The sequence below is a fragment of the Pseudomonas sp. Au-Pse12 genome (assembly GCF_021341665.1).
GTDB lineage: Bacteria > Pseudomonadota > Gammaproteobacteria > Pseudomonadales > Pseudomonadaceae > Aquipseudomonas.
On record NZ_JAJTTH010000015.1, the window covers coordinates 1 to 24,990 of the forward strand.

Annotated in this window: 26 protein-coding genes; all 26 read right to left on the reverse strand. The window is 65.9% G+C overall.

Features of this window, described 5'->3' with window-relative positions; genetic code table 11:
• Positions 1–26 precede the first annotated feature (26 nt).
• Positions 27–1,154, reverse strand: a complete 1,128-nt coding sequence (locus LXM55_RS29520; protein WP_233323652.1) for a sensor histidine kinase — start codon at positions 1,152–1,154, stop codon at positions 27–29.
• A 98-nt stretch (positions 1,155–1,252) separates the two neighbouring features.
• The gene (gene ureC, locus LXM55_RS29525; protein WP_233323653.1) at positions 1,253–2,953 is read right to left on the reverse strand and encodes an urease subunit alpha; all 1,701 of its coding nucleotides are present in this window, start codon (positions 2,951–2,953) and stop codon (positions 1,253–1,255) included.
• Between the two features lie 123 nt (positions 2,954–3,076).
• Entirely contained in the window at positions 3,077–3,382 is a 306-nt protein-coding gene (locus LXM55_RS29530) for an urease subunit beta (RefSeq protein WP_233323654.1), read from the reverse strand.
• Positions 3,379–3,912, reverse strand: coding sequence for a GNAT family N-acetyltransferase (locus LXM55_RS29535; RefSeq protein ID WP_233323655.1), 534 nt, complete (start codon positions 3,910–3,912; stop codon positions 3,379–3,381). The genes LXM55_RS29530 and LXM55_RS29535 overlap by 4 nt, the downstream gene beginning before the upstream one ends.
• Before the next feature lie 7 nt (positions 3,913–3,919).
• Positions 3,920–4,453, reverse strand: a complete 534-nt coding sequence (locus LXM55_RS29540; protein ID WP_233323656.1) for a GNAT family N-acetyltransferase — start codon at positions 4,451–4,453, stop codon at positions 3,920–3,922.
• 9 nt (positions 4,454–4,462) lie between these two features.
• On the reverse strand, positions 4,463–4,765 hold the full coding sequence (locus tag LXM55_RS29545; RefSeq protein WP_016967035.1) for an urease subunit gamma: 303 nt from the start codon (positions 4,763–4,765) through the stop codon (positions 4,463–4,465).
• Between the two features lie 43 nt (positions 4,766–4,808).
• The gene (locus LXM55_RS29550; protein ID WP_233323657.1) at positions 4,809–5,648 is read right to left on the reverse strand and encodes an urease accessory protein UreD; all 840 of its coding nucleotides are present in this window, start codon (positions 5,646–5,648) and stop codon (positions 4,809–4,811) included.
• 30 nt (positions 5,649–5,678) lie between these two features.
• Entirely contained in the window at positions 5,679–6,377 is a 699-nt protein-coding gene (urtE, locus tag LXM55_RS29555) for an urea ABC transporter ATP-binding subunit UrtE (RefSeq protein ID WP_233323658.1), read from the reverse strand.
• Between the two features lie 139 nt (positions 6,378–6,516).
• Positions 6,517–7,377 (reverse strand): urea ABC transporter ATP-binding protein UrtD, encoded by an 861-nt coding sequence (urtD, locus tag LXM55_RS29560; protein ID WP_442799799.1) that lies wholly within the window; start codon positions 7,375–7,377, stop codon positions 6,517–6,519.
• On the reverse strand, positions 7,374–8,453 hold the full coding sequence (urtC, locus tag LXM55_RS29565) for an urea ABC transporter permease subunit UrtC (protein ID WP_233323659.1): 1,080 nt from the start codon (positions 8,451–8,453) through the stop codon (positions 7,374–7,376). The genes urtD and urtC overlap by 4 nt, the downstream gene beginning before the upstream one ends.
• On the reverse strand, positions 8,453–9,955 hold the full coding sequence (gene urtB, locus LXM55_RS29570) for an urea ABC transporter permease subunit UrtB (protein ID WP_233323660.1): 1,503 nt from the start codon (positions 9,953–9,955) through the stop codon (positions 8,453–8,455). The genes urtC and urtB overlap by 1 nt, the downstream gene beginning before the upstream one ends.
• A 153-nt stretch (positions 9,956–10,108) precedes the next feature.
• Positions 10,109–11,374 (reverse strand): urea ABC transporter substrate-binding protein, encoded by a 1,266-nt coding sequence (gene urtA, locus LXM55_RS29575; protein WP_233323661.1) that lies wholly within the window; start codon positions 11,372–11,374, stop codon positions 10,109–10,111.
• A gap of 256 nt (positions 11,375–11,630) precedes the next feature.
• Positions 11,631–11,930 (reverse strand): hypothetical protein, encoded by a 300-nt coding sequence (locus LXM55_RS29580; RefSeq protein WP_233323662.1) that lies wholly within the window; start codon positions 11,928–11,930, stop codon positions 11,631–11,633.
• 61 nt (positions 11,931–11,991) lie between these two features.
• A complete protein-coding gene (locus tag LXM55_RS29585) occupies positions 11,992–13,002 on the reverse strand; it encodes a FecCD family ABC transporter permease (RefSeq protein WP_233323663.1) in 1,011 nt (336 codons plus the stop codon).
• A complete protein-coding gene (locus LXM55_RS29590; protein ID WP_233323664.1) occupies positions 12,999–13,958 on the reverse strand; it encodes an ABC transporter substrate-binding protein in 960 nt (319 codons plus the stop codon). The genes LXM55_RS29585 and LXM55_RS29590 overlap by 4 nt, the downstream gene beginning before the upstream one ends.
• Positions 13,955–14,743 carry an ABC transporter ATP-binding protein gene (locus LXM55_RS29595; RefSeq protein ID WP_233323665.1) on the reverse strand — a complete coding sequence of 263 codons (789 nt, stop codon included), beginning with the start codon at positions 14,741–14,743 and terminating at the stop codon, positions 13,955–13,957. The genes LXM55_RS29590 and LXM55_RS29595 overlap by 4 nt, the downstream gene beginning before the upstream one ends.
• Before the next feature lie 29 nt (positions 14,744–14,772).
• On the reverse strand, positions 14,773–16,908 hold the full coding sequence (locus tag LXM55_RS29600) for a TonB-dependent receptor (protein WP_233323666.1): 2,136 nt from the start codon (positions 16,906–16,908) through the stop codon (positions 14,773–14,775).
• Positions 16,909–17,060: 152 nt separating this feature from the next.
• Positions 17,061–18,443 carry a PepSY-associated TM helix domain-containing protein gene (locus tag LXM55_RS29605; RefSeq protein WP_233323667.1) on the reverse strand — a complete coding sequence of 461 codons (1,383 nt, stop codon included), beginning with the start codon at positions 18,441–18,443 and terminating at the stop codon, positions 17,061–17,063.
• Positions 18,444–18,542: 99 nt separating this feature from the next.
• Positions 18,543–20,672: a TonB-dependent copper receptor gene (locus LXM55_RS29610; protein ID WP_233323668.1), complete on the reverse strand. Its 2,130-nt coding sequence runs from the start codon at positions 20,670–20,672 to the stop codon at positions 18,543–18,545.
• Positions 20,673–20,760: 88 nt separating this feature from the next.
• The gene (locus tag LXM55_RS29615; protein ID WP_233323669.1) at positions 20,761–21,171 is read right to left on the reverse strand and encodes a DUF2946 domain-containing protein; all 411 of its coding nucleotides are present in this window, start codon (positions 21,169–21,171) and stop codon (positions 20,761–20,763) included.
• 55 nt (positions 21,172–21,226) lie between these two features.
• Positions 21,227–21,721: a copper chaperone PCu(A)C gene (locus tag LXM55_RS29620; RefSeq protein ID WP_233323670.1), complete on the reverse strand. Its 495-nt coding sequence runs from the start codon at positions 21,719–21,721 to the stop codon at positions 21,227–21,229.
• Positions 21,722–21,770: 49 nt separating this feature from the next.
• The gene (locus tag LXM55_RS29625; RefSeq protein ID WP_233323671.1) at positions 21,771–22,169 is read right to left on the reverse strand and encodes a DUF2946 domain-containing protein; all 399 of its coding nucleotides are present in this window, start codon (positions 22,167–22,169) and stop codon (positions 21,771–21,773) included.
• A gap of 99 nt (positions 22,170–22,268) precedes the next feature.
• Positions 22,269–22,559: an addiction module antidote protein gene (locus tag LXM55_RS29630; protein ID WP_233323672.1), complete on the reverse strand. Its 291-nt coding sequence runs from the start codon at positions 22,557–22,559 to the stop codon at positions 22,269–22,271.
• A 3-nt stretch (positions 22,560–22,562) separates the two neighbouring features.
• Positions 22,563–22,865 carry a type II toxin-antitoxin system RelE/ParE family toxin gene (locus LXM55_RS29635; protein ID WP_233323673.1) on the reverse strand — a complete coding sequence of 101 codons (303 nt, stop codon included), beginning with the start codon at positions 22,863–22,865 and terminating at the stop codon, positions 22,563–22,565.
• Positions 22,866–23,038: 173 nt separating this feature from the next.
• Entirely contained in the window at positions 23,039–23,767 is a 729-nt protein-coding gene (locus tag LXM55_RS29640) for a cobalt-precorrin-6A reductase (protein WP_233323674.1), read from the reverse strand.
• On the reverse strand, positions 23,764–24,978 hold the full coding sequence (gene cbiE, locus LXM55_RS29645; RefSeq protein WP_233323675.1) for a precorrin-6y C5,15-methyltransferase (decarboxylating) subunit CbiE: 1,215 nt from the start codon (positions 24,976–24,978) through the stop codon (positions 23,764–23,766). The genes LXM55_RS29640 and cbiE overlap by 4 nt, the downstream gene beginning before the upstream one ends.
• Positions 24,979–24,990: the final 12 nt, after the last annotated feature.

The window sequence follows — 24,990 nt, forward strand, 5'->3', positions numbered from 1 at the left end:
ACGGGCGCTAGCGTTTGTAACGTGCCTCAGGCGCGGGAGACGCGTGGCAGGGTGACGGTGAAAGTGGTGCCGTCGCTCTCGCTGGAGCTGACTTCGATGCTGCCCTGGTGCGCCGTCACCACTTCCTTGACGATGAACAAGCCCAGGCCAAGGCTGGTGCTGGTACTGCCCAGCTCCTCGTCGGCACTGCGTACCAGCGGGTCAAACAGGGTGGCCAAGGCTTCCTGGGGGATGGGGGCGCCGTAGTTGTGCACGGTCAGTAGCACTTGCTCGGCGCCGCCGGTGAGGGTCACCGTCACGGTGCGGCGGTTGCTGCCGTGCTGCAGGGCGTTGCCGATCAGGTTCTGCAGCATCTGCTCGATGCGGGCGCGGTCCCAGATGCCGTGGCTGTCACCTTCGAAGCTCAATAGCGGCAGGCAGTCGGGCTGGCCCGCGCAGGCTTCGTCCATCGCCGCCCTGGCCGCGCTGGCCAGGTCCATGGGCGCGGGGTCGATGGGCAGGCCGTTGCCCAGGCGGCTGCGGACGAATTCCAGCAAATCGCTGACCATGGCGCCCATGTGCCGGGTGCCGCTCTTGATGCGTGAAACGAAGGCCTGGGCGTCGTCGTCCAGCGGTACTTTGCGCGCCAGCATCTCGGTGGACATGCTCACCGCTTGCAGCGGCGCCCGCAGATCGTGGCCAAGAATCGCCAGGAAGATGTCCCGCGAGCGGCTGACCTGCTCGGCATAGGCGGAGGTGGACTCGGCCAGGGCTTCGTCGATCGCCTCGTTGAAGCGGATCATGTCCTGCAGGTGCTCCAGGTCCGGGGTCGCCAGGCTGGCCACCCACAGGCGGATCACGCAGGCCCGCAGGTGGCGGAACTCCGAGGTCATCTGCACCAGGTCGAAGCCCACGTGATGGCGCAGTTCGCCATGGCTGGCGGCCGCGGCATCCAGGCTCGGGGTCTTCTCCGGGCCTTCGCCCTTGGCCTTGGCCACCTGTTCGCCGGGGCTTTGCGCGGTGCACATGTCCCGGGCGGCAGCCAGCAGGATCGAGCGAGAGTGGTCGCGCAGGTCACGGCGGGTCAGGGTGTTGGGGGCCAGGCTCCTGGCAAACTGTTCCCATTCATCAACGATTCGATCAACGTGCTGCACGATAAAGTCGGACAGGCGCATAGCCGGGCACCTTACTGGGCAGAGAGTGGAAAACCGAGACGCATCTTAGCGCCTAATCAGTGGCTCCAGCAGCCATCCTGCCCAGTGGCGGGCGGGTTCTAGAAGAGAAAATAGCGCTGCGCCATGGGCAGCACATCCGCCGGTTCACACCAAAGCAGAACGCCATCGGCCCTGACCTGATAGGTCTGCGGATCGACCTCGATAGTGGGCAGGTAGTCGTTGTGGATCAGGTCGCTCTTTTGCACCGTGCGACAGCCCTTGACCACGGCGATGCGTTTCTTCAGGCCCAATTGTTCCGGTACTCCGGCGTCCAGCGCCGCCTGGCTGATAAAGGTCAGGCTGGTGGCGTGGCGGCTGCCGCCATAGCTGGCGAACATCGGCCGGTAGTGCACCGGCTGCGGGGTCGGGATCGAGGCGTTGGCGTCGCCCATCAGGCTTGCGGCAATCGCCCCGCCCTTGAGGATCAGGGTCGGCTTGACCCCGAAGAACGCCGGGCGCCAGAGCACCAGGTCGGCCCACTTGCCGACTTCGATGGAGCCCACTTCATGGCTGATGCCGTGGGTGATCGCCGGGTTGATGGTGTACTTGGCGATGTAGCGCTTGACCCGGAAGTTGCTGTTACCCGGGCCATCGCCCGGCAGCGGGCCGCGCTGCTTGTGCATCTTGTCGGCGGTCTGCCAGGTGCGGGTCACCACCTCGCCGACCCGGCCCATGGCCTGGCTGTCGGAGCTGATCATCGAGAACGCCCCCAGGTCGTGGAGGATGTCCTCGGCGGCGATGGTCTCGCGGCGGATGCGGCTTTCGGCGAAGGCCACGTCCTCGGCGATGCTCGGGTCCAGGTGATGGCAGACCATGAGCATGTCCAGGTGTTCGTCGATGGTGTTGCGGGTGAAGGGCCGGGTCGGGTTGGTGGAGCTGGGCAGCACGTTGGAAAAACCACAGGCCTTGATGATGTCCGGGGCGTGGCCGCCGCCGGCGCCTTCGGTGTGGTAGGTGTGGATGGTCCGCCCCTTGAAGGCCGCGAGGGTGGTTTCGACGAAGCCTGACTCGTTGAGGGTGTCGGTGTGGATCGCCACCTGCACGTCGTACTGGTCGGCCACGCTCAGGCAATTGTCGATGCTGGCCGGGGTGCTGCCCCAGTCCTCATGCAGCTTGAGGCCGATGGCCCCGGCCTTGACCTGTTCGATCAGCGGCTCCGGCAGGCTGGCGTTGCCCTTGCCGGTAAAGCCGATGTTCATCGGGAAGGCGTCCGCGGCCTGGAGCATGCGCGCCATGTGCCACGGCCCCGAGGTGCAGGTGGTGGCGTTGGTCCCGGTGGCGGGTCCGGTGCCGCCGCCGATCATGGTGGTGACGCCACTCATCAGCGCTTCTTCGATCTGCTGCGGGCAGATGAAGTGGATATGGGTGTCGATGCCGCCGGCGGTGAGGATCATGCCTTCCCCGGCGATCACTTCGGTGCTGGCGCCGATGGCGATGGTCACGTCCGGCTGGATATCCGGGTTGCCAGCCTTGCCGATGGCGGCGATGCGCCCGTCCTTGAGGCCCACGTCGGCCTTGACGATGCCCCAGTGATCGATGATCAGCGCGTTGGTGATCAGCGTATCCACCACCTCGGCCGCCAGCAGTTGGCTCTGGCCCATGCCGTCGCGGATCACCTTGCCGCCACCGAACTTCACTTCTTCACCGTAGGTGGTGAAGTCCTTCTCCACTTCGATCCACAACTCGGTGTCGGCCAGCCGTACCTTGTCGCCCACGGTGGGGCCGAACATGTCGGCGTAGGCTTCACGGGAAATGCGCATTCCTCGTTCCTCGGAAATGAGCGGCAAGCTTCAAGCTGCCAGCTGCAAGAAAAATCAAAAGACATCGATAGCGCTTCAGGCCGCTGTTGCTGGCCGCTTGAAGCGTGCCACTGGGCGCTGCGTTCAGAGGTCGCCCATGATGCGCCCGGCGAAACCGAACACCCGGCGCTTGCCGGCCAGTTCCACCAGTTCCACTTCCCGGGTCTGGCCCGGTTCGAAACGCACCGCGGTGCCGGCGGCGATGTTCAGGCGCATGCCGCGGCTGGCGGCGCGGTCGAAGCTCAGGGCGTCGTTGGTTTCGAAAAAGTGGTAGTGCGAGCCGACCTGGATCGGCCGGTCGCCGCTGTTGGATACCTTCAGGGTCAGGGTGCGGCGCCCGGCGTTGAGTTCGATCTCGCCGGGCTGGATCTGGTATTGGCCAGGAATCATAGCGGTTGTCCCAGGGTCTTGAAGTAGATGGCGGTGGGGGTGTAGGTGCCGTCCGGGCTCTGGCAGTAGTTGGGCAGTTCACCGACCCGGGTGTAACCCAGGGCGCGGTAGAACGCTTCCGCCGCCGAGCCGGCTTCGGTGTCCAGGTACAGCAGCCCGCGTCGGTGCTGGCGGGCGGCCTGTTCCAGGGCATTCATCAGTTGCTGGCCCAGGCCACGGCGCCGGGCGCTGTGCAGCACCTGGAGTTTCTGCACCTCGGCGCGGTTGCGTCCGTTGGCCTTCATGCACAGCGCCAGCTGCACGCTGGCCAGGACCTTCTCGTCGTCAACCACCACCCACAGCAGCAGGCTGCCGTCCTCGACCCCGGCCTGCACGCTGCCGAGGTAGGCCCGAGCCTGAGCGTCGTCGAGGTCGGCCATGAAGCCGATGGAGGCGCCGTGTTGCACCGCGTCCAGCAGCAGGTCGATCAGTCCCTGACGGTAATGGGCAAAGCTTTCTCCATGGACTCGGCGCAGTTGGGCGGCGTTCATCGAGAGGTCACTCCTGGTGAGGGGCGGGCGGTTGCGCCCCGGGGTTGAGAATCAGCTGCATGAAGGTCAGGTCCAGCCAGCGCCCGAACTTGCTGCCCACCTGGGGCATCTGCCCGGTGCTGATGAAACCGAGGCGCTCATGCAGGCGGATCGAGGCGTGGTTGCCACTTTCGATGGCGGCCACCATCACGTGCTTGCCAGCGCTTCTGGCGCGCTCCACCAGCACCTCCATCAACAGCGGGCCCAGGCCTTTGCCGCGTTGGTCGCTGCGCACGTAGACCGAATGTTCCACGGTGTGGCGAAAGCCGTCGAAGGGCCGCCAGTCGCCGAAGGAAGCGTAGCCGAGCACCTGCTCCTCGGCGTTGACGATCACCAGGATCGGGTAGCCCTGGCCCTGGCGCGCGCTGAACCAGGCCTGGCGGTTGCCCAGGTCCACCGGTTGCTCGTTCCAGATCGCCGTGGTGTTCTGCACGGCGTCGTTGTAGATGTCGCGGATCGCTGGCAGGTCGGCGTGCAGCGCATCGCGGATGCGATAAGTCATGGCGCGGCCTCAGGCGATGGGTTGGTGGACGGTGACCAGCTTGGTGCCGTCGGGGAAGGTGGCTTCCACTTGAATCTCCGGGATCATCTCCGGGATGCCCTCCATCACCTGTTCGCGGCTGAGCAGGGTGGTGCCGTAGTGCATCAGGTCGGCCACGGTCTGGCCGTCCCGGGCGCCTTCGAGCAGCGCGGCGGAAATGTAGGCCATGGCCTCCGGGTAATTGAGCTTGAGGCCGCGGGCCAGTCGCCGCTCGGCCACCAGGCCGGCGGTGAAGATCAGCAGCTTGTCTTTTTCGCGTGGGGTCAGGTCCATCGTGATCGATCCGTCGTTGGGCAGTTTGAAAAGGGCAGGTGTTTCATGTGTTCCAGATCCTTGGCGGTAGGGCCTCGCGGCCCAGCAGGGCCGGGCGCAGCAAGCGCCACAGGTCGATCAGCCAGGCACGGGCCAGCAGGGCCTCGCTGGCCAGGCAGCGGGCCACCAGCAGCCCCGGCAGCTGGCTCAGGTCGCCGCGCACCGGGTGTTCCAGGGCGCGGCAACGCTCCAGCAGTTGGCTGTCGATTTCACCGGTCACCAGCAAGGTGGCGAACACCGGCTGGCCGTCCAGGCCGATGGGCGAGTCCAGCAGGCCATCGCCGCCGGTGATGCGCTGGCGTTCATGCCACAGCGGCCGGCCGTCGCGGCGGATGTCCAGGTGGGCCTGGACATACCCCAATTCGAAACGCTCGCCGCTGGCCGGGCGACCGAGGGCGACGATGTCCCAGTAGAACAGCCGGGCGTCGCCTTGCAGGTCGATCCGGGTCGTCAGTTCGGCCTGGGCGGCGCTGAAGACAATGGTTTCCTGGGGCAGCCACTCCAGGGTCGCTCCCGCGGCCACCTGCAGGTCCAGGGTCTGCCCGGCCGGGCCGTTGGCGCGATACCACTTGGCGGCGCCGGGGCTGGTCAACTGGGCCCAGGCACCGCTGTCGACCCGGGCACGGATGGCCAGCCGGTCGCCGCCGGCGATGCCGCCAGGCGGGTGGACGATGATGTGCTGGCACACCTCGGGGCCTTCGGCGTACAGGTGCTTCTGCACCCGCAGCGGCCCCAGGTGGCGGCGCAGCACCGGGCGCGTGCTGGCACCGAAGCGGGCGTAGGCCAGCTCCAGCTCGGCGTGCCAGCTGGGGGTGAACAGGGCGGTGGCGGCAGGTAGGTTCATGCTCGGTCGTTATCGTTAGGAGGCTACAGATTAGATCGTAACCAGGCCGCGTACACCGTCGGCCTGCATATTTTCGCCACGGCCCTGCTGGATGATTTCCCCGCGGGACATCACCAGGTACTGGTCGGCCAGTTCGGCGGCAAAATCGTAGAACTGCTCCACCAGCACAATCGCCATGTCGCCCCGGGCCGCGAGCTGCTTGATCACCGCGCCGATCTCCTTGATCACCGAGGGCTGGATGCCTTCGGTGGGCTCATCGAGGATCAGCAGCCGGGGCCGACTGGCCAGGGCCCGGCCGATGGCCAGCTGTTGCTGCTGGCCACCGGAAAGGTCGCCGCCACGGCGCTGCTTCATCTGCAACAGCACTGGAAACAGCTCATAGATGAAGGCCGGGACTGCCTTGGCTTCTTGCGCGCCGAAACGCGAAAGGCCCATCAGCAGGTTTTCCTCGACGGTCAGGCGGCCGAAGATTTCCCGGCCCTGGGGCACGTAGGCGATGCCGGCGTGAACGCGCTGGTGCGGCTTGTAGCCGGTGATGGCCTGGCCTTCCCAGTGCACCGCTCCCTGTTTGGCCGACAGCAGGCCCATCAGGCATTTGAGCAGGGTGGTCTTGCCCACGCCGTTGCGCCCGAGCAGGCAGGTCACTTCGCCGATCCGCGCTTCGAAGCTCAGGCCCCGGAGGATGTGGCTACCGCCGTAGTACTGGTGCAACTGGTCGACTTGCAGCATGTTCGGATTCCTTCAAAAACCTGTAGCCGCTGCCGCAGGCTGCGACAAGGTCCACAGGACCTTCATGGGCCTTGCAGAGCACGTCCTCTTCAAGGCCGATCGCAGCCTGCGGCAGCGGCTACAAAGGTGGTTGGTTGGGTCAGCGGCCCAGGTAGACCTCGATCACCCGCTCGTTTTCCTGCACCTGCTCCAGCGACCCTTCGGCCAGCACGCTGCCCTGGTGCAGCACGGTGACGTGGTCGGCAATCGAGCCGACAAAGCCCATGTCGTGCTCCACCACCATCAGCGAGTGCTTGCCGGCCAGGGTCTTGAACAGCTCGGCGGTGAACTCGGTCTCGGCATCGGTCATGCCCGCCACCGGTTCGTCGAGCAACAGCAGTTGCGGGTCCTGCATCAGCAGCATGCCGATCTCCAGGAACTGCTTCTGGCCGTGGGACAACAGGCCGGCCTGGCGCTGGGCCGAGGGGCTCAGGCGAATGGTCTCCAGCACCTGGGCGATGCGGTCCTGCTGTTCGCTGCTCAGGCGCGCGCCGAGGCTGGCCCACACCGACTTGTCGGTCTTCTGCGCCAGCTCCAGGTTCTCGAACACGCTCAAGGCCTCGAACACCGTGGGTTTCTGGAACTTGCGGCCGATCCCGGCCTGGGCGATCTGCACTTCGCTCATCCGGGTCAGGTCCAGGGTTTCGCCGAACCAGGCCTTGCCCCGGGTCGGCCGGGTCTTGCCGGTGATCACGTCCATCAGGGTGGTCTTGCCCGCGCCGTTGGGGCCGATGATGCAGCGCAGCTCGCCGACGCCGATGTACAGGTTGAGGTCGTTGAGGGCCTTGAAACCGTCGAAGCTGACGCTGATGTCTTCCAGGGTCAGGATGGTTCCATGGCGGGTGTTCAGGCCCTTGCCGGCGGCCTGGCCAAGGCCGATGGCGTCGCGGCTGCTGCCCTGGTCCTTGTTGGGTTCGAGGATGGGTTCGAGCATGAAGTCCACCGTGGCCGTGACTCTCATTGTTCACCTCGTTTCTTCAGCAGGCCGATCACGCCCTTGGGCAGGTACAGGGTCACCACGATGAACAGGGCGCCGAGGAAGAACAGCCAGTACTCGGGGAAGGCCACGGTGAACCAGCTCTTCATGCCGTTGACCAGCCCGGCCCCCAGCAGCGGGCCGATCAGCGTGCCGCGCCCGCCCAGGGCCACCCACACCGCGGCCTCGATCGAGTTGGTGGGGGACATTTCGCTGGGGTTGATGATGCCCACCTGGGGCACATACAAGGCCCCGGCCAGGCCACAGAGCACGGCGCTCAGCACCCAGACGAACAACTTGAAGCCGCGTGGGTCGTAGCCGCAGAACATCAGGCGGTTCTCGGCGTCGCGCAGGGCGGTCAGCACCCGGCCGAACTTGCTCCGGGCCAGGCGCCAGCCCAGGTACAGGCTGGCCACCAGCAGCGCTACGGTGGCCAGGAACAGCACCGCCCGGGTGCCCGGCTCGGTGATGCCGAAACCCAGGATGCTGCGGAAGTTGGTGAAGCCGTTGTTGCCGCCGAACCCGGTCTCGTTGCGAAACAGCAGCAGCATCCCGGCGAAGGTCAGGGCCTGGGTCATGATCGAGAAGTACACGCCCTTGATCCGTGAGCGGAAGGCGAAGAAACCGAACACCAGGGCCAGCAAGCCCGGCGCCAGCACCACCAGGCACAGGGCCCAGAGGAAGTGCTCGGTGCCGGCCCAGTACCAGGGCAACTCGTTCCACGAGAGAAAGGTCATGAACGCCGGCAAGCCATCCCCGGCGGCCTGGCGCATCAGGTACATGCCCATGGCGTAGCCGCCCAGGGCGAAGAACAGACCGTGGCCCAGGGACAGCAACCCGGCATAGCCCCAGACCAGGTCCAGGGCCAGGGCGACGATGGCGTAGCAGAGGATCTTGCCCACCAGGGTCAGGGTGTAGGCCGAGACCTGCAGCGGGTTGTCCGCCGGCAGCAGCGAGAGCAGGGGCAGGGCCAGCAGCAGGCTCAGGATCACGGCGCCGGCGGCAATCGTCAGCCTGGGGCCGGCTTTCTGCGTGGCGGTCAGCATCAATGGCTGGTTCATCAGTCGATCACCCGTCCTTTCAGTGCGAAGAGTCCCTGCGGACGTTTCTGGATGAACAGAATGATCAGCGCGAGGATCAGGATCTTGCCGAGCACGGCGCCGATCTGCGGTTCGAGGATCTTGTTGGCGATCCCCAGGCCGAAGGCCGCCAGCACGCTGCCGGCCAACTGGCCGACGCCGCCGAGCACCACCACCAGGAACGAGTCGATGATGTAGCTCTGGCCCAGGTCCGGGCCGACGTTGCCGATCTGGCTCAGGGCCACGCCACCCAGGCCCGCGATGCCCGAGCCGAGGCCGAAGGCGAGCATGTCCACGCGTCCGGTGGGCACGCCGCAGCAGGCGGCCATGTTGCGGTTCTGGGTCACCGCGCGCACGTTCAGGCCCAGGCGCGTCTTGTTCAGCAGCAGCCAGGTGAGCACGACGACAAACAGGGCGAAGGCGATGATCACGATGCGGTTGTACGGCAGCACCAGGTTGGGCAGGACCTGGATGCCGCCCGACAGCCAGGCCGGGTTGGCCACTTCGACGTTCTGCGCGCCGAATAGCAGGCGCACCAGCTGGATCAGCATCAGGCTGATGCCCCAGGTGGCCAGCAGGGTTTCCAGGGGGCGGCCGTAGAGATGGCGGATTACCGTGCGCTCCAGGGCCATGCCGATTGCGGCGGTGACAAAAAATGCCACCGGCAGGGCCAGCAACGGGTAGAGCTCGATGGCCTGTGGGGCAAAACGCTGGAACAGCCACTGCACCACGTAGGTGGAGTAGGCGCCGAGCATCAGCATCTCGCCGTGGGCCATGTTGATCACCCCCAGCAGGCCGAAGGTGATGGCCAGCCCCAGGGCCGCCAACAGCAGGATCGAACCCAGCGACAAGCCGCTGAAGGCCTGGCCGAGGACTTCCCCCACCAGCAGCTTGCGCTTGACCTGGGCCAGGCTGGTTTCGGCGGCGGTGCGCACGTTGGCCTCGGCCTCGGCCCCCGGTTGCAGCAGGCCTTCGAGGCGGGTGCGGGCCAGCGGGTCGCCGGTTTCCCCCAGCAGGCGCACGGCGGCCAGGCGCACCGTCGGGTCGCCGTCCACCAGTTGCAAGTTGGCCAGGGCCAGGCTCAGGGCGTCGTGCACGCCGGGGTCTTGCTCGGCGGCCAGCCGGGCGTCGAGGAATTTCAGTTGCGCCGGCTTGGCGCTTTTCTGCAATTGCCGGGCGGCATCGAGCCGGGTACTGGCCTCGGCGGCGAGCAATTGATGGCTGGCCAGCGTGGTGTCGATCAGGCCCCGCAGGCGGTTGTTCAGGCGCAGGGTCTTGCTTTCGCCGGCGATGCTCAACTGGCCTTGTTGCAGGGCCTTGAGCAGTTCCAGGCGTGCCGGGTCGGGCTGCGCGGCCCAGGTTTCCAGCAGTTGCGCCTGTTGGTTGGAATTGGCCGCGACAAAATCTTCGGCTTCACCGGCATGGGCTGCAATGGGCAGCAGCAACAGGCAGGCGAGGAGCAAGCGGTAGAGGGCAGTGGGCATGGCGATGTCCTTGAAAACACCCGGGTAACCCGTAGGAGCGAGCTTGCTCGCGATCCGCGCAGCGGCCAGCCGAGCGGTTTTCGTTGCAGGTCCTGCGGACCTCATCGCGAGCAAGCTCGCTCCTACAGGGAAGGCGTCAGGCCTGGGGCTGGATCAGTTGCTCTTGACCGCGTAGTCCGGCTTCTTGTCGTTGCCCGGAATGAACGGGCTCCACGGCTGGGCACGGATCGGCCCTTCGGTCTGCCACACCACGTTGAACTGACCGTCTGGCTGGATCTCGCCGATCATCACCGGCTTGTGCAGGTGGTGGTTGGTCTTGTCCATGGTCAGGGTGTAGCCCGACGGCGCGGCGAAGGTCTGCCCGGCCAGTGCCTCACGAACTTTGTCGACCTCGGTGGACTTGGCTTTCTCGACCGCCTGGGCCCACATGTGGATGCCGACGTAGGTGGCTTCCATCGGGTCGTTGGTCACCGCCTTGTCCGCGCCGGGCAGGTTCTTGGCCTTGGCGTAGGCCTTCCAGGCGGCGACGAATTTCTGGTTCACTGGGTTATCCACCGACTCGAAGTAGTTCCACGCCGCGAGGTTGCCCACCAGCGGCTTGGTGTCGATGCCGCGCAGTTCTTCCTCGCCCACCGAGAACGCCACCACCGGCACGTCGGTGGCCTTCAGGCCCTGGTTGGCCAGCTCCTTGTAGAAGGGCACGTTGGAGTCGCCGTTGACCGTGGAAATCACCGCGGTCTTGCCGCCGGTGGAGAACTTCTTGATGTTGGCGACGATGGTTTGATAGTCGCTGTGGCCGAACGGGGTGTAGACCTCTTCGATGTCCTTGTCGGCCACGCCCTTGGAGTGCAGGAACGAACGCAAAATCTTGTTGGTGGTGCGCGGGTAGACGTAGTCGGTGCCCAGCAGGAAGAAGCGCTTGGCGCTGCCGCCATCTTCGCTCATCAGGTATTCCACGGCCGGGATCGCCTGCTGGTTCGGTGCGGCGCCGGTGTAGAAGACGTTGGGCGACATTTCTTCGCCTTCGTACTGCACCGGGTAGAACAGCAGGCCGTTGAGTTCCTCGAACACCGGCAGCACCGATTTGCGCGACACCGAAGTCCAGCAGCCGAACACCACCGCCACCTTGTCCTGGGTCAGCAACTGGCGGCCCTTCTCGGCGAACAGCGGCCAGTTGGACGCCGGGTCCACCACCACCGGTTCCAGCAGCTTGCCGTTGACCCCGCCCTTGGCGTTGATCTCGTCGATGGTCATCAGCGCCATGTCTTTGAGCGAGGTTTCAGAGATCGCCATGGTCCCCGACAGGGAATGCAGGATACCGACCTTGATGGTCTCGGCGGCCTGGACGGTCCAGGTCATGCCCATCGCGGCAATGCTTGCCGAGAGGGTGAAAGCCTTGAGCAAACTACGACGCTTCATTGTGCGATCTCCATGAACTTTTGATTTTTTTCAGGTGGCAGATGCGGACTTCACAGGCTCCGTGAAAACCTCGGCCTGTACTGAAGGGCTGTTTTGCAAGGGATGTGCCGAGTCGCCGCAGGGCATGAAAACGTCGCTTCAGGCGCTGGGGCAGGGCGGTCGATGCCCCAAGAGGAGGCCTGGATCAGAGGATGGTGCGCAGGGATGCGTCATTGTGGTGCTGCCGCGGAGCGGCAGCCTTGGCCAGCGAAGGGCTTCAGTTCACGCCAGGGAAGGAGTCGACGTATTTGATGGTGAAATCGGGAAAGGAGTCGACGATCTGGATCTTGTAATCGGGATAGCTGTTGACGATCTTCCACTTGCCCGGCGAGTCGGCAAAGGAGTTGACCTGCTTCACCTTCAGGTCGGGAAAGGAGTTCACCACCTTGACCTTGTAGTCGGGGAAGCTGTTGACGATCTGGATGTTGCCGTAGATTTTCGAGACGTCGACCGAGGTGCCGGCCTGGGCGCCAAGGGAGGTACCGAGCAGCAAGGCCAAGAGTGCGCTTCTGAACATGAGACTCATCCTGAGAGATCGAAGCGCGCGATCTTAAAGCAAGGGCTCCTGCAGGGCGAGGTCAGCGGCGGCGCATCAGGCCGATGAAGAACACCCCGCCAATGGCCGCGGTGGCCACGCCGATGGGCAAGTCCTCGGGGGCGATCAGGGTACGCGCGGCCACATCCACCCACACCAGGAACACGCTGCCCAGCAGCACGCACACCGGTAGCAAGCGACGATGTTCGGCGCCTACCAGGCGCCGGGCAATGTGCGGCACCATCAGCCCGACAAAACCGATGGAACCGCTGATGGACACCAGCACCCCGGTCATCAGCGAGGCGATCAGGAACACCTTCAGGCGCACGTTGCGCGCATTCAGGCCCAGGGTCACGGCGGTCTGCTCGCCGGCCATCAGGGCATTCAGCGGCCGGGCCATGCCCAGCAGCAACACCAGCCCCAGCAGCACGCTGGCGGCGGGAACCGCCAGCAATTCCCAGCGCGCCAGGCCCAGGCCGCCGAGCATCCAGAACATCACTGCAGAGCTGGCCCGGTGATCGCCCATGAACAGCAGCAGGTTGGCCACCGCCATCATCACGAAGGACACCGCCACCCCGCACAGCAGCAGCCGGTCGCTGTCCAGGCGCCCGTTGCGGGCGGCGATCCCCAGCACCAGGGCCATGCTCAGCAGCGCGCCGACAAAGGCCGCCAGGGGCAGGGTCAGGAGGCCGATGACCTGCCCCAGGTGCAGCACCACGATTACCGCGCCGAGGGTGGCGCCGGAGGTCACCCCGAGCAGGTGCGGGTCGGCCAGTGGGTTGCGGGTCACCGCTTGCAGCACCGCGCCGATCAGCGCCAGCCCGGCGCCGACCAGGGCACCGAGGAGCATGCGCGGTACGCGGATCAGCCAGACGATGTGTTCCTGGCCCGGGCTCCAGTCCACTGCGCCAAGGCCCAGGGCCTTGTGCAGCAGGATGCGCCCGACCACATCCACCGGCACCCGCGCCGGGCCAAAGCCCAGGGACACCACGCAGGACACCAGCAACAGGGCACCCAGGGCCATCAACAGTGCGGCATAACGAGGGTTGATCATTCGCCGTGGAAACCCTTGGCCAGGGTTTCCACCGCCAGCACGTTGTCGATGCCCGGGGTGGCCTGCACATAGGGAATGACGATGAAACGCTGGTTCTTGATCGCGTCGACCCCTTGCAGGGCCTTGTTGTTCAGCAGGAACTGCTGCTTCTGCTCGGCGCTGACTTCGCTGTAGTCGACGATGACGATCACCTGCGGGTTGCGTTCGACCACGGTTTCCCAGTTGACCCGGGTCCAGCTGGCCTCGACGTCGTCGAGAATGTTGCGCCCGCCGGCCGCGTCGATCAGGGCCTGGGGCATGCCCAGGCGGCCCGAGGTCATGGCGCGGTCTTCGCCGCTGTCGTAGAGGAACACCCGTGGCTTGTCCTTGGGCAGGTCCTTCTGTACCTCGGCGACCTGTTCCTGCATCTGCGCGATCAGCGCGTTGGCCCGGTCCTGCACGTCGAAGATCCGGCCCAGGTTGCGCAGGTCGTTGTAGGTGTCGTCGAGGCTGGCCGCCGGGCGCTTCATCACGAAGGCGCAGGACTCGGTCAGCTCGTAGACGTTGATCCCCAGTGGCGCCAGGGTCTGCGGCGTGAGGTCGCCGCCGATGCGCATGCCGTAGTCCCAGCCGGCGAAGAAAAAGTCGACGTTGGCATTGAGCAGGGTTTCCACCGACGGGTACTTGGCCGCCAGCTCGGGCAAGCCGTCGAGCAGGGTGCTCATCTGCGGGGTCACGGCTTTCCAGCCGCTGATTCCGCTGTAGCCCACCATGCGCGGCTTGAGCCCCAGGGCGAGCATCATCTGGGTCATGTTGATGTCATGGCTGAGGGCGTGTTGCGGCGCCTGCTTGAAGGTCACGTGGCGGTCGCAGCTGTTGATCGTCAGCGGGTAGTGGGTGGCTGCGGCGAAGGCTTGGGCGCTGCCCAGTGACAGGGCCAGAAACAGGCTGCGGCGGAGCAGGGAGCGCAAGGTCATGGTTGAGTGATCCAGGTGATTCGTGGGTAGCCGGACAGGGGGTGGGCATCGATCAGGGCATCGACCCCGAAGACGTTGCGCAGCAGCTCGACGGTGAGCACTTCGTCGGGCGCGCCGCTGGCGACGATGCGCCCGTGATCGAGGACGTACAGCCGGTCGCAGAACGCGGCGGCCAGGTTCAGGTCGTGGATGCTCGCCAGGGTGCCGATGCCCAGGCGCTTGACCCGTTGCAGCAGCTCCAGCTGGTAGCGCGGGTCGAGGTGGTTGGTCGGTTCGTCGAGAATCAGCAACTGCGGTTGCTGGGCCAGGGCCCGGGCCAGGATCACGCGCTGTTTTTCACCGCCGGAAAGGGTGGCAAAGGCGTGGTCCTCGAAGCCCAGCAAGCCCACCGATTCCAGGGCTTCGCGGGCGATGCGTCGGTCGTCTGCGGTGTCGCCGTCGAACAGGCCCTTGTGCGGCGTGCGGCCCATGGCGACCACTTCCTCCACGGTCAGGCCGAAGGCGTCGGGAAACTCCTGGAGCACCACGGCGATGCGTTGCGCGCACCAGCGCGGCGACTGCTTCCACACATTGTGATGGGCCAGCTGCACCTCGCCCTGCTGCGGCTTGCTGAAGCGGTAGGCGCAGCGCAGCAGGCTGGTCTTGCCGCTGCCGTTGGGCCCGATCAGGCCGACGAATTCGCCGGCCGCCACTTGCAGGCTGGCCTCACGCAGTTGGAACTGGTGATGGCAATGGCCCTGGCCCAGGGGTGTCCAGGCCAGGTTGGTGAGGTTCAGCGAGGTCATGCCGTGTCCGTGTGGTCCAGCCGGTGAGGTTAAAAGGTGTAGTCAGCGGTGACGAACAACGAGCGCGGCTCGCCGAGAATCCATTGCTGGCCGTCATTGTATTGGCTTTGTGCGTACTGGCGGTCAAACAGGTTGTTCAATTGCAGGCCCAGGGTGGTATTGGGCAGGGCTTTCCACGACAGGTTGGCGTCGACCACGGTGTAGCTGGGCAGTTCGTTGCGGTTGGCCTGGTCGGCGTAGCGCGCATCCACGTAACGCACCCCGGCGCCGGCCCGCAGGTCATCGTTGAGGGCCTTGCTCAGCCACAGGTTGGCGGTACGGCGTGGCACGTCCACCGGGCGATTGCCGTCGCGGGAGACTTGCACGCCGTTGATGTCCTGCTTGAAGTCGTCGTACTGGGCGCGAACGAGGGCGGCGTTGGCCTGCAGTTGCCAGGCCTGGGGCAGTTGCAGCTCCAGGCTGGCTTCCAGGCCGTTGGAGGATTGCTGGCCCACTTGCTGTTTGTGTTGCGGGTCGCCCGGAACGTCGGTCAACAGCTTCTTCTTGACGATGTGGTAGGCCGCCAGGGTCCATTCGCCACGTTGGTCCCAGAACATCTGCTTGAGGCCGATCTCGGTCTGTTTGGCGGTGGACAGGTCGAATTGCTGCTGGCTCTTGCTCAGGGAAATCAGCCCGCCGACGCCGTCGGTGCTGGTGGCGTACAGGCCATAGAGCGAAGTGTCGGGAGTCACGGCGAACACCAGCCCGGCCTTCCAGTTGTTGCCGGTCAGGGTCTTGTCGTCCCGCGAACCGTCCTTCAGGTCATCGCGGTCGATATGCACATAGTCGCGACGTGCGCCGGTCACCAGGGACCAGCGCTCGCTGAGCTGCAGGCGGTTTTCGGCGAACAGCGACATCTGCCGGGTGGTGGTCTTGAACTGGTCGCGGTAGGGGCTGGCGCTGGCGAAGTCGCCCGGGGCCGGGTGGTACAGATCCACTGGCTGGCCGTCGGTAAAACGGTCGGTGAAGGGCGAGTTGCTCTTCATGTGGAAGCGGATGCGGTTGTAGTCGACCCCGGCCAGGGTCTGGCTGTCGAGGCCGAACACTGTGTGCTTGAAGGTGAAGGTCTGGCGGTCGCCGACCTGTTCCTGCTGGTGGCCGATGCCGTAGTTGCCGCTGCGGGTCAGTTGCCGGCTGGCCGGGTCGTAGTTGTAGTTCTCGGCGTTCTGCCAGCGGCGCTGGACCTTGAGGTAGTACAGCTCGTTGCTGGCACTGAGGGTGTCGGAGATCTGCCATTCACTGGTCAGGCGCGTCCACTGGTCGTTGTAGTGCTGCTGGTCATTGCCGACGTTGTAGTTCTTGTCCCGCAGGCGCTTGTGCAAACGCCCGTCGATCAGCGGCGTGCCGAAGTTGTTCATCGGGTTCTGGTCGCCGTAGTCGTGGGCCAGGGTGAAGGCCAGGTCGTCGCGGGCTTGCCAGCGCAGGGCGGCGCTGACGAAGTCGCCGGAGGAATCGCCACGGTCGATCCAGCCATTGCTGCGCTCGCGGTTGAGGTTGAGCCGGTAGCTCAGGGTGTCGCTCAGGGAACCGCCGCTGTCCAGGGCCTGCTGCTGGCGATCGAAGGAGCCATAGCCCAGGCGCAGGTGGTTTTCGATCGCGCCGCTGAAGGGCTTTTTCGGGAGGGTGTTGATCACCGCGCCGGTGGCGCCTTCGCCATACAGCACCGAGGCCGGGCCACGCAGCACGTCGACCCGTTCCACTGCCCAGGTGTCCACCGGGAAGGTCACGGTGCCCATGCCGGTGTACAGGCGGTTGCCGTCATACAACTGCATCACCGAGCTTTGTCCGGTAAAGCCCCGTGCCGACAGCGACGTGCCGCCGTCCCCCGGGGTGCCGGTGCGGCTGATGCCGGTGCTGCGCGATACCGCGTCCTGAATGCTGCGATCGCCCCGGGCGCGGATCCGTTCGCCACTCAGGCTGTCGGTGCTGGCTGGGGTTTCCAGGGCGCTCAGGTTCAGGCGCGAACCGGCGCTGGTGGGGGTCTTCAGGCTGACGCTGTCGTCGGCCTCGCTGGCCGGGGCTGAAATGGTCCCGGCGGGCAAGGCCAAGGCAGGGGCAGAGGCGTCCACCTGGGCCAGGACGGGCAGGGTGATCAGGCAAAGGCTGGGCAGCAGGTACTTGTTCATCGGGACGGTGAATCACTTCTTCGAGGGGTACCCGCAGTGGGGAACTGCGGGCCGGGATCTTACACTTTAGTGTTATAAAATAACATTATAACTGTGCATGACTAAAGCGCAGAAATTCTACAGAGCCCTCTGGAACGCGCATCTCGGCTGGTTCATGTTGAAGATGAAGCAGATTCAGGGCCGCGGTTGAAGCGTGAAAGCAGCAGCCGATCCAGCAGCCACACGGCAATCAGCGAGGCCCCGACCAACGGAAAGGCCAGGGCCAGCAGCGCCATGATCAGGGTCGCGGTTTTCCATTTCGGCAGGTCGTGACGCAGTGGCGGGACGCCGAGTCGACCCTGGGGACGACGCTTCCACCAGATGACGATGCCGCTCACGGCACTGAGCAGGATCATCAGGCACACCACCAGCACCGCGATCTGGTTGAAGCGGCCGAACATCTTGCCCTCGTGCAGCATCACCCCCAGCTCGGTGGCCCGGGCAACGTTGCTGTAATGCTGCCAGCGCACGTCGGCCAGGACCTTGCCGGTGTACTGGTCGACATGCAGGGTGGCATCGTTGCGCGGGTCATCGGCGAACACGGCGATGGTGAACACGCCCGTGGCCGTGCTCGGCAGGGTGATGCTGTAGCCCGCTTCGACCTGGCGCTGACGGGCGATGTCCTGCACCGCCTGCAGGCTGATGGACGGCGCTGCCGGGGCGGCGTCGGTGCTGGTGTGAGCCATGTGTTCGGCGTGGTCGCCGGACATCGGCAGCGGGGTGTTCTCCAGGGCCCAGGGCACGGTCTGGCGCGTGGCGCTATTGAGTTCCCGGGCCTGCTGGTCGGAGGTCGGCACGTCGTTCCACATGGCCGCCGGGAAGCGGTTCCACAGGTCGGCGTACTGCTTGCCCCAGAAGCCGGTCCAGGTCATGCCGCTGAGCAGCATCAGCAACAGGAATGCCGCGCCCCAGAAACCCAGCACACTGTGCAGGTCACGCCAGAACAGGCGGCCGCGAGCGCTGAAGCGCGGCCACAGCACCCCCGCCGAGGACTGGCCTCGCGGCCACCACAGGTACAGGCCCGAGACCACCAGGACGATGCCCCAGCCCGCGGCCAGTTCCACCAGCCGGTCGCCGACGGTGCCGATCATCAGCTCACCGTGAATGGCCCGGGCCACGGCCTGCAGGTTGCGCTTGGCATCCTGCTCGCCGAGCACGTCGCCGTGGTAGGGGTCGATGAACACATTGAGTTCCTGGCCGGCGTCCTGCACCACGAACTGCGCACTGCGTTCGGCATCGATGGGGGGCAGGTACTGCTTGATATGGCCGTGGGGATAGGCCGCTTGCACCCGTTGCAGCAGCTCATCGGCGCTGAGGCTGTGATGGCCGCCGGGAACCTTGAGCAGGCTGCCGTACATCAAGGGGTCCAGTTGCGGCTTGAACAGATAGACGATGCCGGTCAGGGCCAGCATCACCATGAATGGCGCCACGAACAGCCCGGCGTAGAAATGCCAGCGCCAGGCCAGGTTGTAGAAAGACACGTTGGGTCGACTCATCGGGGAACGCTCCGCAGGGCAGTGGATCTTTTCTTATGGGGGCTGTTCGCCGGCCAGCCAGCTCCTGCGGTAAGGAGCCGGCGTGCCGGCGAAGGGGGATCAGAAGCTCAGGTCGACCTTGGTCCAGAGGGTGCGTCCGGGCTCCTTGATCGCCTGGGGATCATCGGCCGGGTAGCCGAAGCCGGCGTTGCCCGCCAGGTTCAGGTGCTCGGCGTAGGCCTTGCCGAACAGGTTGTCGACCCCGGTGCTGAGCTTGAGGTTCTTGGTCACCCGGTAGGCGCCGTTGAGGGAGAACACGCCGAAGCCACCGCTCTTGCCGAAGTCCTTGCCGACCACGTTGCCCTTGTTCAGGTCGATGCGGTTTTGCGCCGCCACTACCCGCCACAAGGCCCCGGCGCTCCAGTCGTCCTCGCTGTAGGTCAGGCCGAAGCGCGCATCCAGCGGCGGCATCTGCGGCAGGGCCTTGCCATCGCTGCTGTTCTTGCCCCAGGCGTAGGCCAGGGTCGCATCGGCTTTCCAGTTGGAGGTCAGCTTGTAGGCCGCGCCCAGTTCACCGCCCATGATCCGCGCGTCGATGTTCTCGGCCTGGGAGGTGCTCATGTTCATCATCCTGGCGTTGTAGTCGAAGAGGATGTAGTCGCGCACCTGGCCGATGTAGCCCGAGGCCCAGGCTTCCAGGTCCTGACCCTGGTATTGCAGGCCGAAGTCCAGCTGGGTGGTCTTTTCCGGCTTGATCGAATCGAAGGCGTTCAGCGAGCCGGCCGGGCCCATTTTCGGCGAGAACAGCTCCCAGTAGTCGGGGAAGCGCTGGGTGTGGCCAAGGCCCACGTAGAGCGTGGTCGGGCTGTCGGCCAGGTCATGCTCGTAGCGCACGAAGCCGCTGGGCAGGGTGTCGGCGCGGGTGTCGCCGGCGGTGGGGTTGGCGCGGCTCATCATTCCCGAGCCGATGCGCTCGCGATAGTCCTTGGCCGAAGCGCGGTCCAGGCGCGCGCCGGTGATCAGGCGATCACGCTCGGCGGCGTACCAGGTCAGTTCGCCGAAGGCGCCGTAGTTGTGGAAGTCGGCATCCTTGGTGCGGGGCAGTTGCTTGTAGGTATCGATGCCGCTGCTGGCCCGGGCGCGATGTTCGTTGGTCTGGGCATCCAGGCCGCTGATCAGCTGCAGGTCGGCCCAGCGCCAGGTGGCCTTGATCCGCGCGCCGAGGGTGCGGCGGTCGACGTTGGAAGCCATGGGGCCGGCCATCATCCCGGTGCCGGACGGTGTGCGCAGGCTGTAGTTGTCCATCACGTGGTCGGCGTAGTTGTAGTAGACCTGGGCCTCGACCTTGTCCAGCACCTCGCCGAGGTTGGATTTCTCGAAGCGCAGGCCCAGGCTTTCGCGCTTGAACTGCGAACCGTCCATGCCGCGCCCGGCGGAGCGGGCTTCGCCGTCGCCCTTGCCGGCGGTGAGCTCCAGCAGGGTGTCGGCGTCCGGGGTCCAGCCCAGGGCCACGTCACCGTTCCACTTGTCGTAGCGCGAGGCCACGGTGTCGTGGTTGCCGTCTTTGTAGTCGTCAGCTTGAGCGGTGTTGCCGATCACCCGTACATAACCCAGGGGCCCGCCGGCGGCGGCGTCCAGGGTCTTGTCGAAGCGGCCGTTGGAGCCCGCCAGCAGGCTGGCGTTGACCCGGGTGCCGAGTTCGCCAAAGTGTTCCGGCTCACGTTCGAAGAGCACCGTGCCGGCCGAGGCGCCCGGGCCCCAGAGCACGGTTTGCGGGCCCTTGATCACGGTCAGGCGATCGTAGGTTTCCGGGGAGATATAGGAGGTGGGTGCATCCATGCGCCCGGGGCAGGCGCCGAGGATCATGCCGCCGTTGGTCAGGATGTTCAGCCGCGAGCCGAACATGCCGCGCAGCACCGGGTCGCCGTTGGTGCCGCCGTTGCGCACCAGGGCAAAGCCGGGAATGGTTTTCAGGTAGTCGCCGCCGTCACTGGCCGGGACCGGTTGGCGCGGGTCCTTGGGGTTGGTGACCACGGTCAGCGGCGAGCTTGGGGCGACGGCGGTGATCACCGTCGGGCTCAGTTCGGTGCTGTGTTGGGCGTGGTCCATCGCTTCGTCGGCCTGGGCCAGGGGCGTCAGCAGTACGCCGCAGAGCACTGCCAGGGCGTGGTTGAAGCGCAGGCGCGAAGGGTTCAGGGCAAAGGGCTTGGATGGCTGGGCAACGCCCAGGCGAGTGTCAGCAGAAAACATAGAGGTTCCATCGATCAGTCTTGAATGACACGGCCGCGGGTACGCGTCTGTCGCGTTGACAGCCGGCCGTGTGAGATGAGCAGGGGACTCAGGCGGGGATCGGTGGGGCGCGGGTCAGGGCGCCGGGGAACACGGTCTGCCGGGCGTGGCCCAGGCGCGTGGCGGGGATCAGGAACGAGTGGCTGGGGGGCGTCGCCAGGGCGGTGAATGTCAGCCCCGAAGGCAGCGCCGGGCAATTGAACAGCAGGCTGCAATAGCCGCATTTCTCCCAGAGCACATGTTGCTCGCCCTGGGATTTGCCCTGTTGTGCAGGGTGCGGAGTTTCACCGTGGCAGCCGGGCGCGCCGTCGCTCATGTCCATGGCGACGGACAGGTTCATCGGCATCGCGTGATCCATCGGCATCGACTGGGAAATCAGCGGGCCGATAAAGATCATCAGCATGGCGAACAGGCTGATCCAGCTGCCGCGTCGAACTCCCAGGGAGCTGCGACGTGGCATGGACCGCCCGCGGCCAGGCGCGTGCGGAGCGTTCACGGTGAGGACCGGTCAGTGCTTACTGGGCGTGCATATGCCCTTGCATGCCATCCGGCGCCTGTTTCTGTACCGCCACCTCGACCGTGACATTGCCGGCCTTCTCGAAGTGCAGGGTCAGCGGGAAACGCTTGCCGTCGGTGAGCAGGCTGCGGTCCTTGAGCTCCATCAGCATCACGTGGTAGCCCATGGGAGCGAAGGTCACCTCGCCGTCAGCGGGTACCGCCACCTTGGCCACCTGTTGCATCTTCATCATGTCGCCTTGCTTGACGTGCTCGTGCAGCTCGGCCTTGCCGGCAATCGGCGAGTCGACGCTGAGCAGGGTGTCGGCGTTCTTGCTCGGGTTGTGCACCACGAAGTACGCGGCCACGGTCGGCGCGTTCGGCGGCAGTTCCTGGGACCAGGGATGGGCGATCTGCAGCTCGCCAGCCTTGTAGTCGTGGGCGGTGGCGAAACAGGCAGGCAGCAGCAGTGCGGCCAGCAGCAGGGATTGCTTGACCAGGGATGGTTTGAACATGAGGGTTCTCCAGAACGATTCAAAGACGCAGATCACTTGCGAAAGGGAATCATGCCAGAGGCGGTGCACCGGGGTTCAGGCTGGGCCATTGCTGGCGCAGGGTGAGCATTTCGATCTGCGGTTGCGGCGCGCCCGGCCGGGCGGCGAAACGCGTGACATACAGCTGGGGAACGTGCCCGGGCAAGGCCACCAGTGGCGGCGAGCCGGAGCAGCACCAGCAGTGCTGCATGGCCGAATGGTCGTCGTTCTGTGGGGCCTGCTGGTCGAGCTTGCCCAGGGAAATGGCCACCAGCTTGGTGCCGGTGGACGAGCAGAAACTGCCCCACAGCAGTTGTTCGTTCAGCCCCGGATCGTTGCGCTGCATGGCCCCTGAAAGCGGCATGGCAAGCATGTTGAACAGCACTGCGAAGCAGGCGATCCAGGCAAATGCGAGCCGTTGTCGGGACATGGGGACGATCCGTCGGTTGAGCGATCAGGCGGGTATTTAGCCTGATCGCTGTGGATAAGTAAAAAAGCAGCGTATGCGGTGTGGTGTCGCAGTGCCAGTTCAGGCCGGGCTGACGTGGAGCTTGAGCCCGAGCGCCTTCATGACCTTGATGATAGTCGCGAACTCGGGATTGCCCTGGCTGCCCAGGGCCTTGTACAGGCTCTCACGACCCAGGCCGGTATCGCGGGCGACCTGGGTCATGCCGCGAGCGCGAGCGATGTCGTTGAGGGCGGCGCGGATCAGCTTGCCGTCGCCGGTGTCTTCCTCGAAGCAGGCGTCGAGGTAGGCGACCATGTCTTCAGGGGTCTTGAGGTATTCCGCCGCGTCGAAGCGGGTGACTGGGGTGTGCATGTTTCAAGCCTCGCTCTTGAGGTCGTGGGCCAGTTGCCTGGCCCGTTGGATATCGCGTTTCTGGGTGGCCTTGTCGCCGCCGATCAACAGCAGATAGATCACTGTGCCCCGGCGTGAGAAGTACACCCGGTAGCCGGGGCCCCGGTGGATGCGCATTTCGTAGACGCCTCCACCCAGTGGTTCGCAGTCGCCGAAACGGCCCAGTTGGGCGGCGCGGATCCTGGCCAGTACACGGGTTTTGCCTTGCGGGTCCTTCAGGTGCAGGAGCCAGCGGCTGAACTCCAGGGTCTGCTCGAAGACGTACATGGCGAATGTATTCCTTGGGATACGGCGTGGCAACCCATTTGCCCGCGTGCAGCTCAATCAGGCGACGAGCGGAGCCGGCGCCATTGAGGCTCTCCAAGGAGGCTAAAGCATGGAGTTGGCAGCGCGCTGCCAGGGGCCTCCCAAGTGTTTGTGGGGCGCTGCGGTTTTGCCTGTCAGGTTTTGTCCGGCGAGCCCAGGGCCAGCAGCAACTCGGCCACGCTGCCGAAGTGGCGATCGGCTTCGGGCAGCACCGGGCGCTTGAGGATCAGCACCGGTATGCCGCGTTCGCGGGCGACTTCCAGCTTGGGCTCGGTGGCGCTGCTGCCGCTGTTCTTGCTGATCAGCACGTCGATGTCGCGCCGGGCGAACAGCTGGCGTTCGTCTTCGAGCAGGAAGGGCCCGCGGGCCCCGATGATTTCGCAACGCTCGTTGCCGGGGCAGGAGTCCAGGGCACGCAGGGTCCAGAACTGCCCGGGCGGAATGTCATCCAGGTGCTGCAACGGCTCGCGGCCCAGGGTGAACAGCGGCCGCTTGAAGGGCCGCAGCGCTTGCATCAGGTGATCCCAACCGGCGATCTCGCGCCAATCGTCACCCGCCTGCGGCTGCCAGGCCGGGCGCCGCAAGGCCCAGCAGGGCACCCCGGCGAGGGCGGCGGCGGCCACCGCGTTGGCGCTGATCTGCGCCGCGTAAGGGTGGGTGGCATCCAGCAGCAGGCTGATCTGCTGTTCGCTGATGTAGCGCGCCAGCCCCTCGGCACCGCCATAGCCGCCGACCCGCACCTGGCATTGCAAGTCGCTGGGCACCCGGCCGACCCCGGCCAGGCTGTAGGTATGTTGCGGGCCCAGGGTACGGGCGATGGCCAGGGCCTCGGTGACCCCGCCCAGCAGCAGAATACGGGTCATGGCGCGTCCAGGGCTTTGCTCAGGTCCAGTAGGGTGATCGGCAGGGCCTGGCGCCAAGTGTCGAACTCTCCCAGCGGTTGAGCCTGGGCGATGTGGATGCGGGTCAGTTCGCCGCCGTGGCGCTCACGCCAATCCATCAGGGTCATTTCACTTTGCAGGGTCACGGCGTTGGCCACCAGGCGCCCACCGGGCTTGAGCTGCTCCCAGCAGGTTTGCAGGACGCCTTCGCGGGTGACGCCGCCGCCGATGAAAATGGCATCCGGGCGTTCCAGCCCCGCGAGGGCCTGGGGCGCACGGCCGCGAATCAGTTGCAGCCCGGGCACCCCGAGCACCTCGCGGTTGTGTTCGATCAGTTGCTGGCGGCCGTCGTCGGCCTCAATGGCCAGGGCGCGGCAACTGGGGTGGGCGCGCATCCACTCGATGCCGATGGAGCCACTGCCGGCGCCGACGTCCCAGAGCAGCTCGCCGGGCACCGGCGCCAGGCGCGCCAGGGTCATGGCGCGCATGTCGCGCTTGGTCAACTGGCCGTCGTGGCGAAAGGCGGCGTCCGGCAGGCCGGCGAGCCGTGACAGGCGCGGAGTGCCGGCCTCGGCCCGGCACTCGATGGCCAGCAAGTTGAGGTCGGCAAGCAGCGGGTCGTTCCAGTCGTTGGCGGTGCCGTCGATGCGTCGCTCCAGGGGGCCGCCCAGGTGTTCCAGCACGCTGATCCGGCTCGGGCCGAAGCCGCGTTCGCGCAGCAGCCCGGCGATGGCCGCCGGGCTGCTGCCGTCATTGCTCAGCACCAGCAGGCGCACGCCACTGGACAGTTGGGCGTTGAGCGCGCTGATCGGCCGCGCCACCACCGACAGCGTGACGACGTCCTGCAATGGCCAGCCCAGGCGGGCGGCGGCCAGGGAATAGGAGGAGGGGAAAGGCAGAACCTGGATTTCCTCCGGGGGCAGTTGCCGCGCCAGGCTGGCGCCGACGCCGAACAGCATGGGGTCGCCGCTGGCCAGTACGCAGACCGCCGTTCCGCGCAGGCCCAGCACCGGCGCCAGGGAAAACGGGCTGGGCCACAGCTGGCGCTCGCCACGGATGCACGACGGCAGCAGATCCAGCTGGCGCTGGGCGCCGACGATCCGCGTGGCGCCCAGCAGCGCGTGGCGGGCATTCCTGCCCAGGCCCTTGAAGCCGTCTTCACCGATTCCCACTACTGTCAGCCAGGGCGACATCTACATTCCTCG

Coding starts and splice junctions, on each gene's coding strand:
- urtA (WP_233323661.1), bottom strand. CDS start 11,374: ATGAAGCGTCGTAGTTTGCTCAAGGCTTTCACCCTCTCGGCAAGCATT.
- LXM55_RS29635 (WP_233323673.1), bottom strand. CDS start 22,865: ATGTACGTCTTCGAGCAGACCCTGGAGTTCAGCCGCTGGCTCCTGCAC.
- LXM55_RS29545 (WP_016967035.1), bottom strand. CDS start 4,765: ATGGACCTGACCCCACGCGAAAAAGACAAGCTGCTGATCTTCACCGCC.
- LXM55_RS29540 (WP_233323656.1), bottom strand. CDS start 4,453: ATGACTTATCGCATCCGCGATGCGCTGCACGCCGACCTGCCAGCGATC.
- ureC (WP_233323653.1), bottom strand. CDS start 2,953: ATGCGCATTTCCCGTGAAGCCTACGCCGACATGTTCGGCCCCACCGTG.
- LXM55_RS29590 (WP_233323664.1), bottom strand. CDS start 13,958: ATGACCTTGCGCTCCCTGCTCCGCCGCAGCCTGTTTCTGGCCCTGTCA.
- urtB (WP_233323660.1), bottom strand. CDS start 9,955: ATGCCCACTGCCCTCTACCGCTTGCTCCTCGCCTGCCTGTTGCTGCTG.
- LXM55_RS29625 (WP_233323671.1), bottom strand. CDS start 22,169: ATGTCCCGACAACGGCTCGCATTTGCCTGGATCGCCTGCTTCGCAGTG.
- urtE (WP_233323658.1), bottom strand. CDS start 6,377: ATGCTGCAAGTCGACCAGTTGCACCAGTACTACGGCGGTAGCCACATC.
- LXM55_RS29535 (WP_233323655.1), bottom strand. CDS start 3,912: ATGAACGCCGCCCAACTGCGCCGAGTCCATGGAGAAAGCTTTGCCCAT.
- LXM55_RS29620 (WP_233323670.1), bottom strand. CDS start 21,721: ATGTTCAAACCATCCCTGGTCAAGCAATCCCTGCTGCTGGCCGCACTG.
- cbiE (WP_233323675.1), bottom strand. CDS start 24,978: ATGTCGCCCTGGCTGACAGTAGTGGGAATCGGTGAAGACGGCTTCAAG.
- LXM55_RS29595 (WP_233323665.1), bottom strand. CDS start 14,743: ATGACCTCGCTGAACCTCACCAACCTGGCCTGGACACCCCTGGGCCAG.
- LXM55_RS29630 (WP_233323672.1), bottom strand. CDS start 22,559: ATGCACACCCCAGTCACCCGCTTCGACGCGGCGGAATACCTCAAGACC.
- LXM55_RS29605 (WP_233323667.1), bottom strand. CDS start 18,443: ATGAGTCGACCCAACGTGTCTTTCTACAACCTGGCCTGGCGCTGGCAT.
- LXM55_RS29615 (WP_233323669.1), bottom strand. CDS start 21,171: ATGCCACGTCGCAGCTCCCTGGGAGTTCGACGCGGCAGCTGGATCAGC.
- LXM55_RS29550 (WP_233323657.1), bottom strand. CDS start 5,648: ATGAACCTACCTGCCGCCACCGCCCTGTTCACCCCCAGCTGGCACGCC.
- LXM55_RS29600 (WP_233323666.1), bottom strand. CDS start 16,908: ATGAACAAGTACCTGCTGCCCAGCCTTTGCCTGATCACCCTGCCCGTC.
- urtD (WP_442799799.1), bottom strand. CDS start 7,377: ATGAGAGTCACGGCCACGGTGGACTTCATGCTCGAACCCATCCTCGAA.
- LXM55_RS29530 (WP_233323654.1), bottom strand. CDS start 3,382: ATGATTCCTGGCCAATACCAGATCCAGCCCGGCGAGATCGAACTCAAC.
- LXM55_RS29520 (WP_233323652.1), bottom strand. CDS start 1,154: ATGCGCCTGTCCGACTTTATCGTGCAGCACGTTGATCGAATCGTTGAT.
- LXM55_RS29610 (WP_233323668.1), bottom strand. CDS start 20,672: ATGTTTTCTGCTGACACTCGCCTGGGCGTTGCCCAGCCATCCAAGCCC.
- urtC (WP_233323659.1), bottom strand. CDS start 8,453: ATGAACCAGCCATTGATGCTGACCGCCACGCAGAAAGCCGGCCCCAGG.
- LXM55_RS29585 (WP_233323663.1), bottom strand. CDS start 13,002: ATGATCAACCCTCGTTATGCCGCACTGTTGATGGCCCTGGGTGCCCTG.
- LXM55_RS29640 (WP_233323674.1), bottom strand. CDS start 23,767: ATGACCCGTATTCTGCTGCTGGGCGGGGTCACCGAGGCCCTGGCCATC.
- LXM55_RS29580 (WP_233323662.1), bottom strand. CDS start 11,930: ATGTTCAGAAGCGCACTCTTGGCCTTGCTGCTCGGTACCTCCCTTGGC.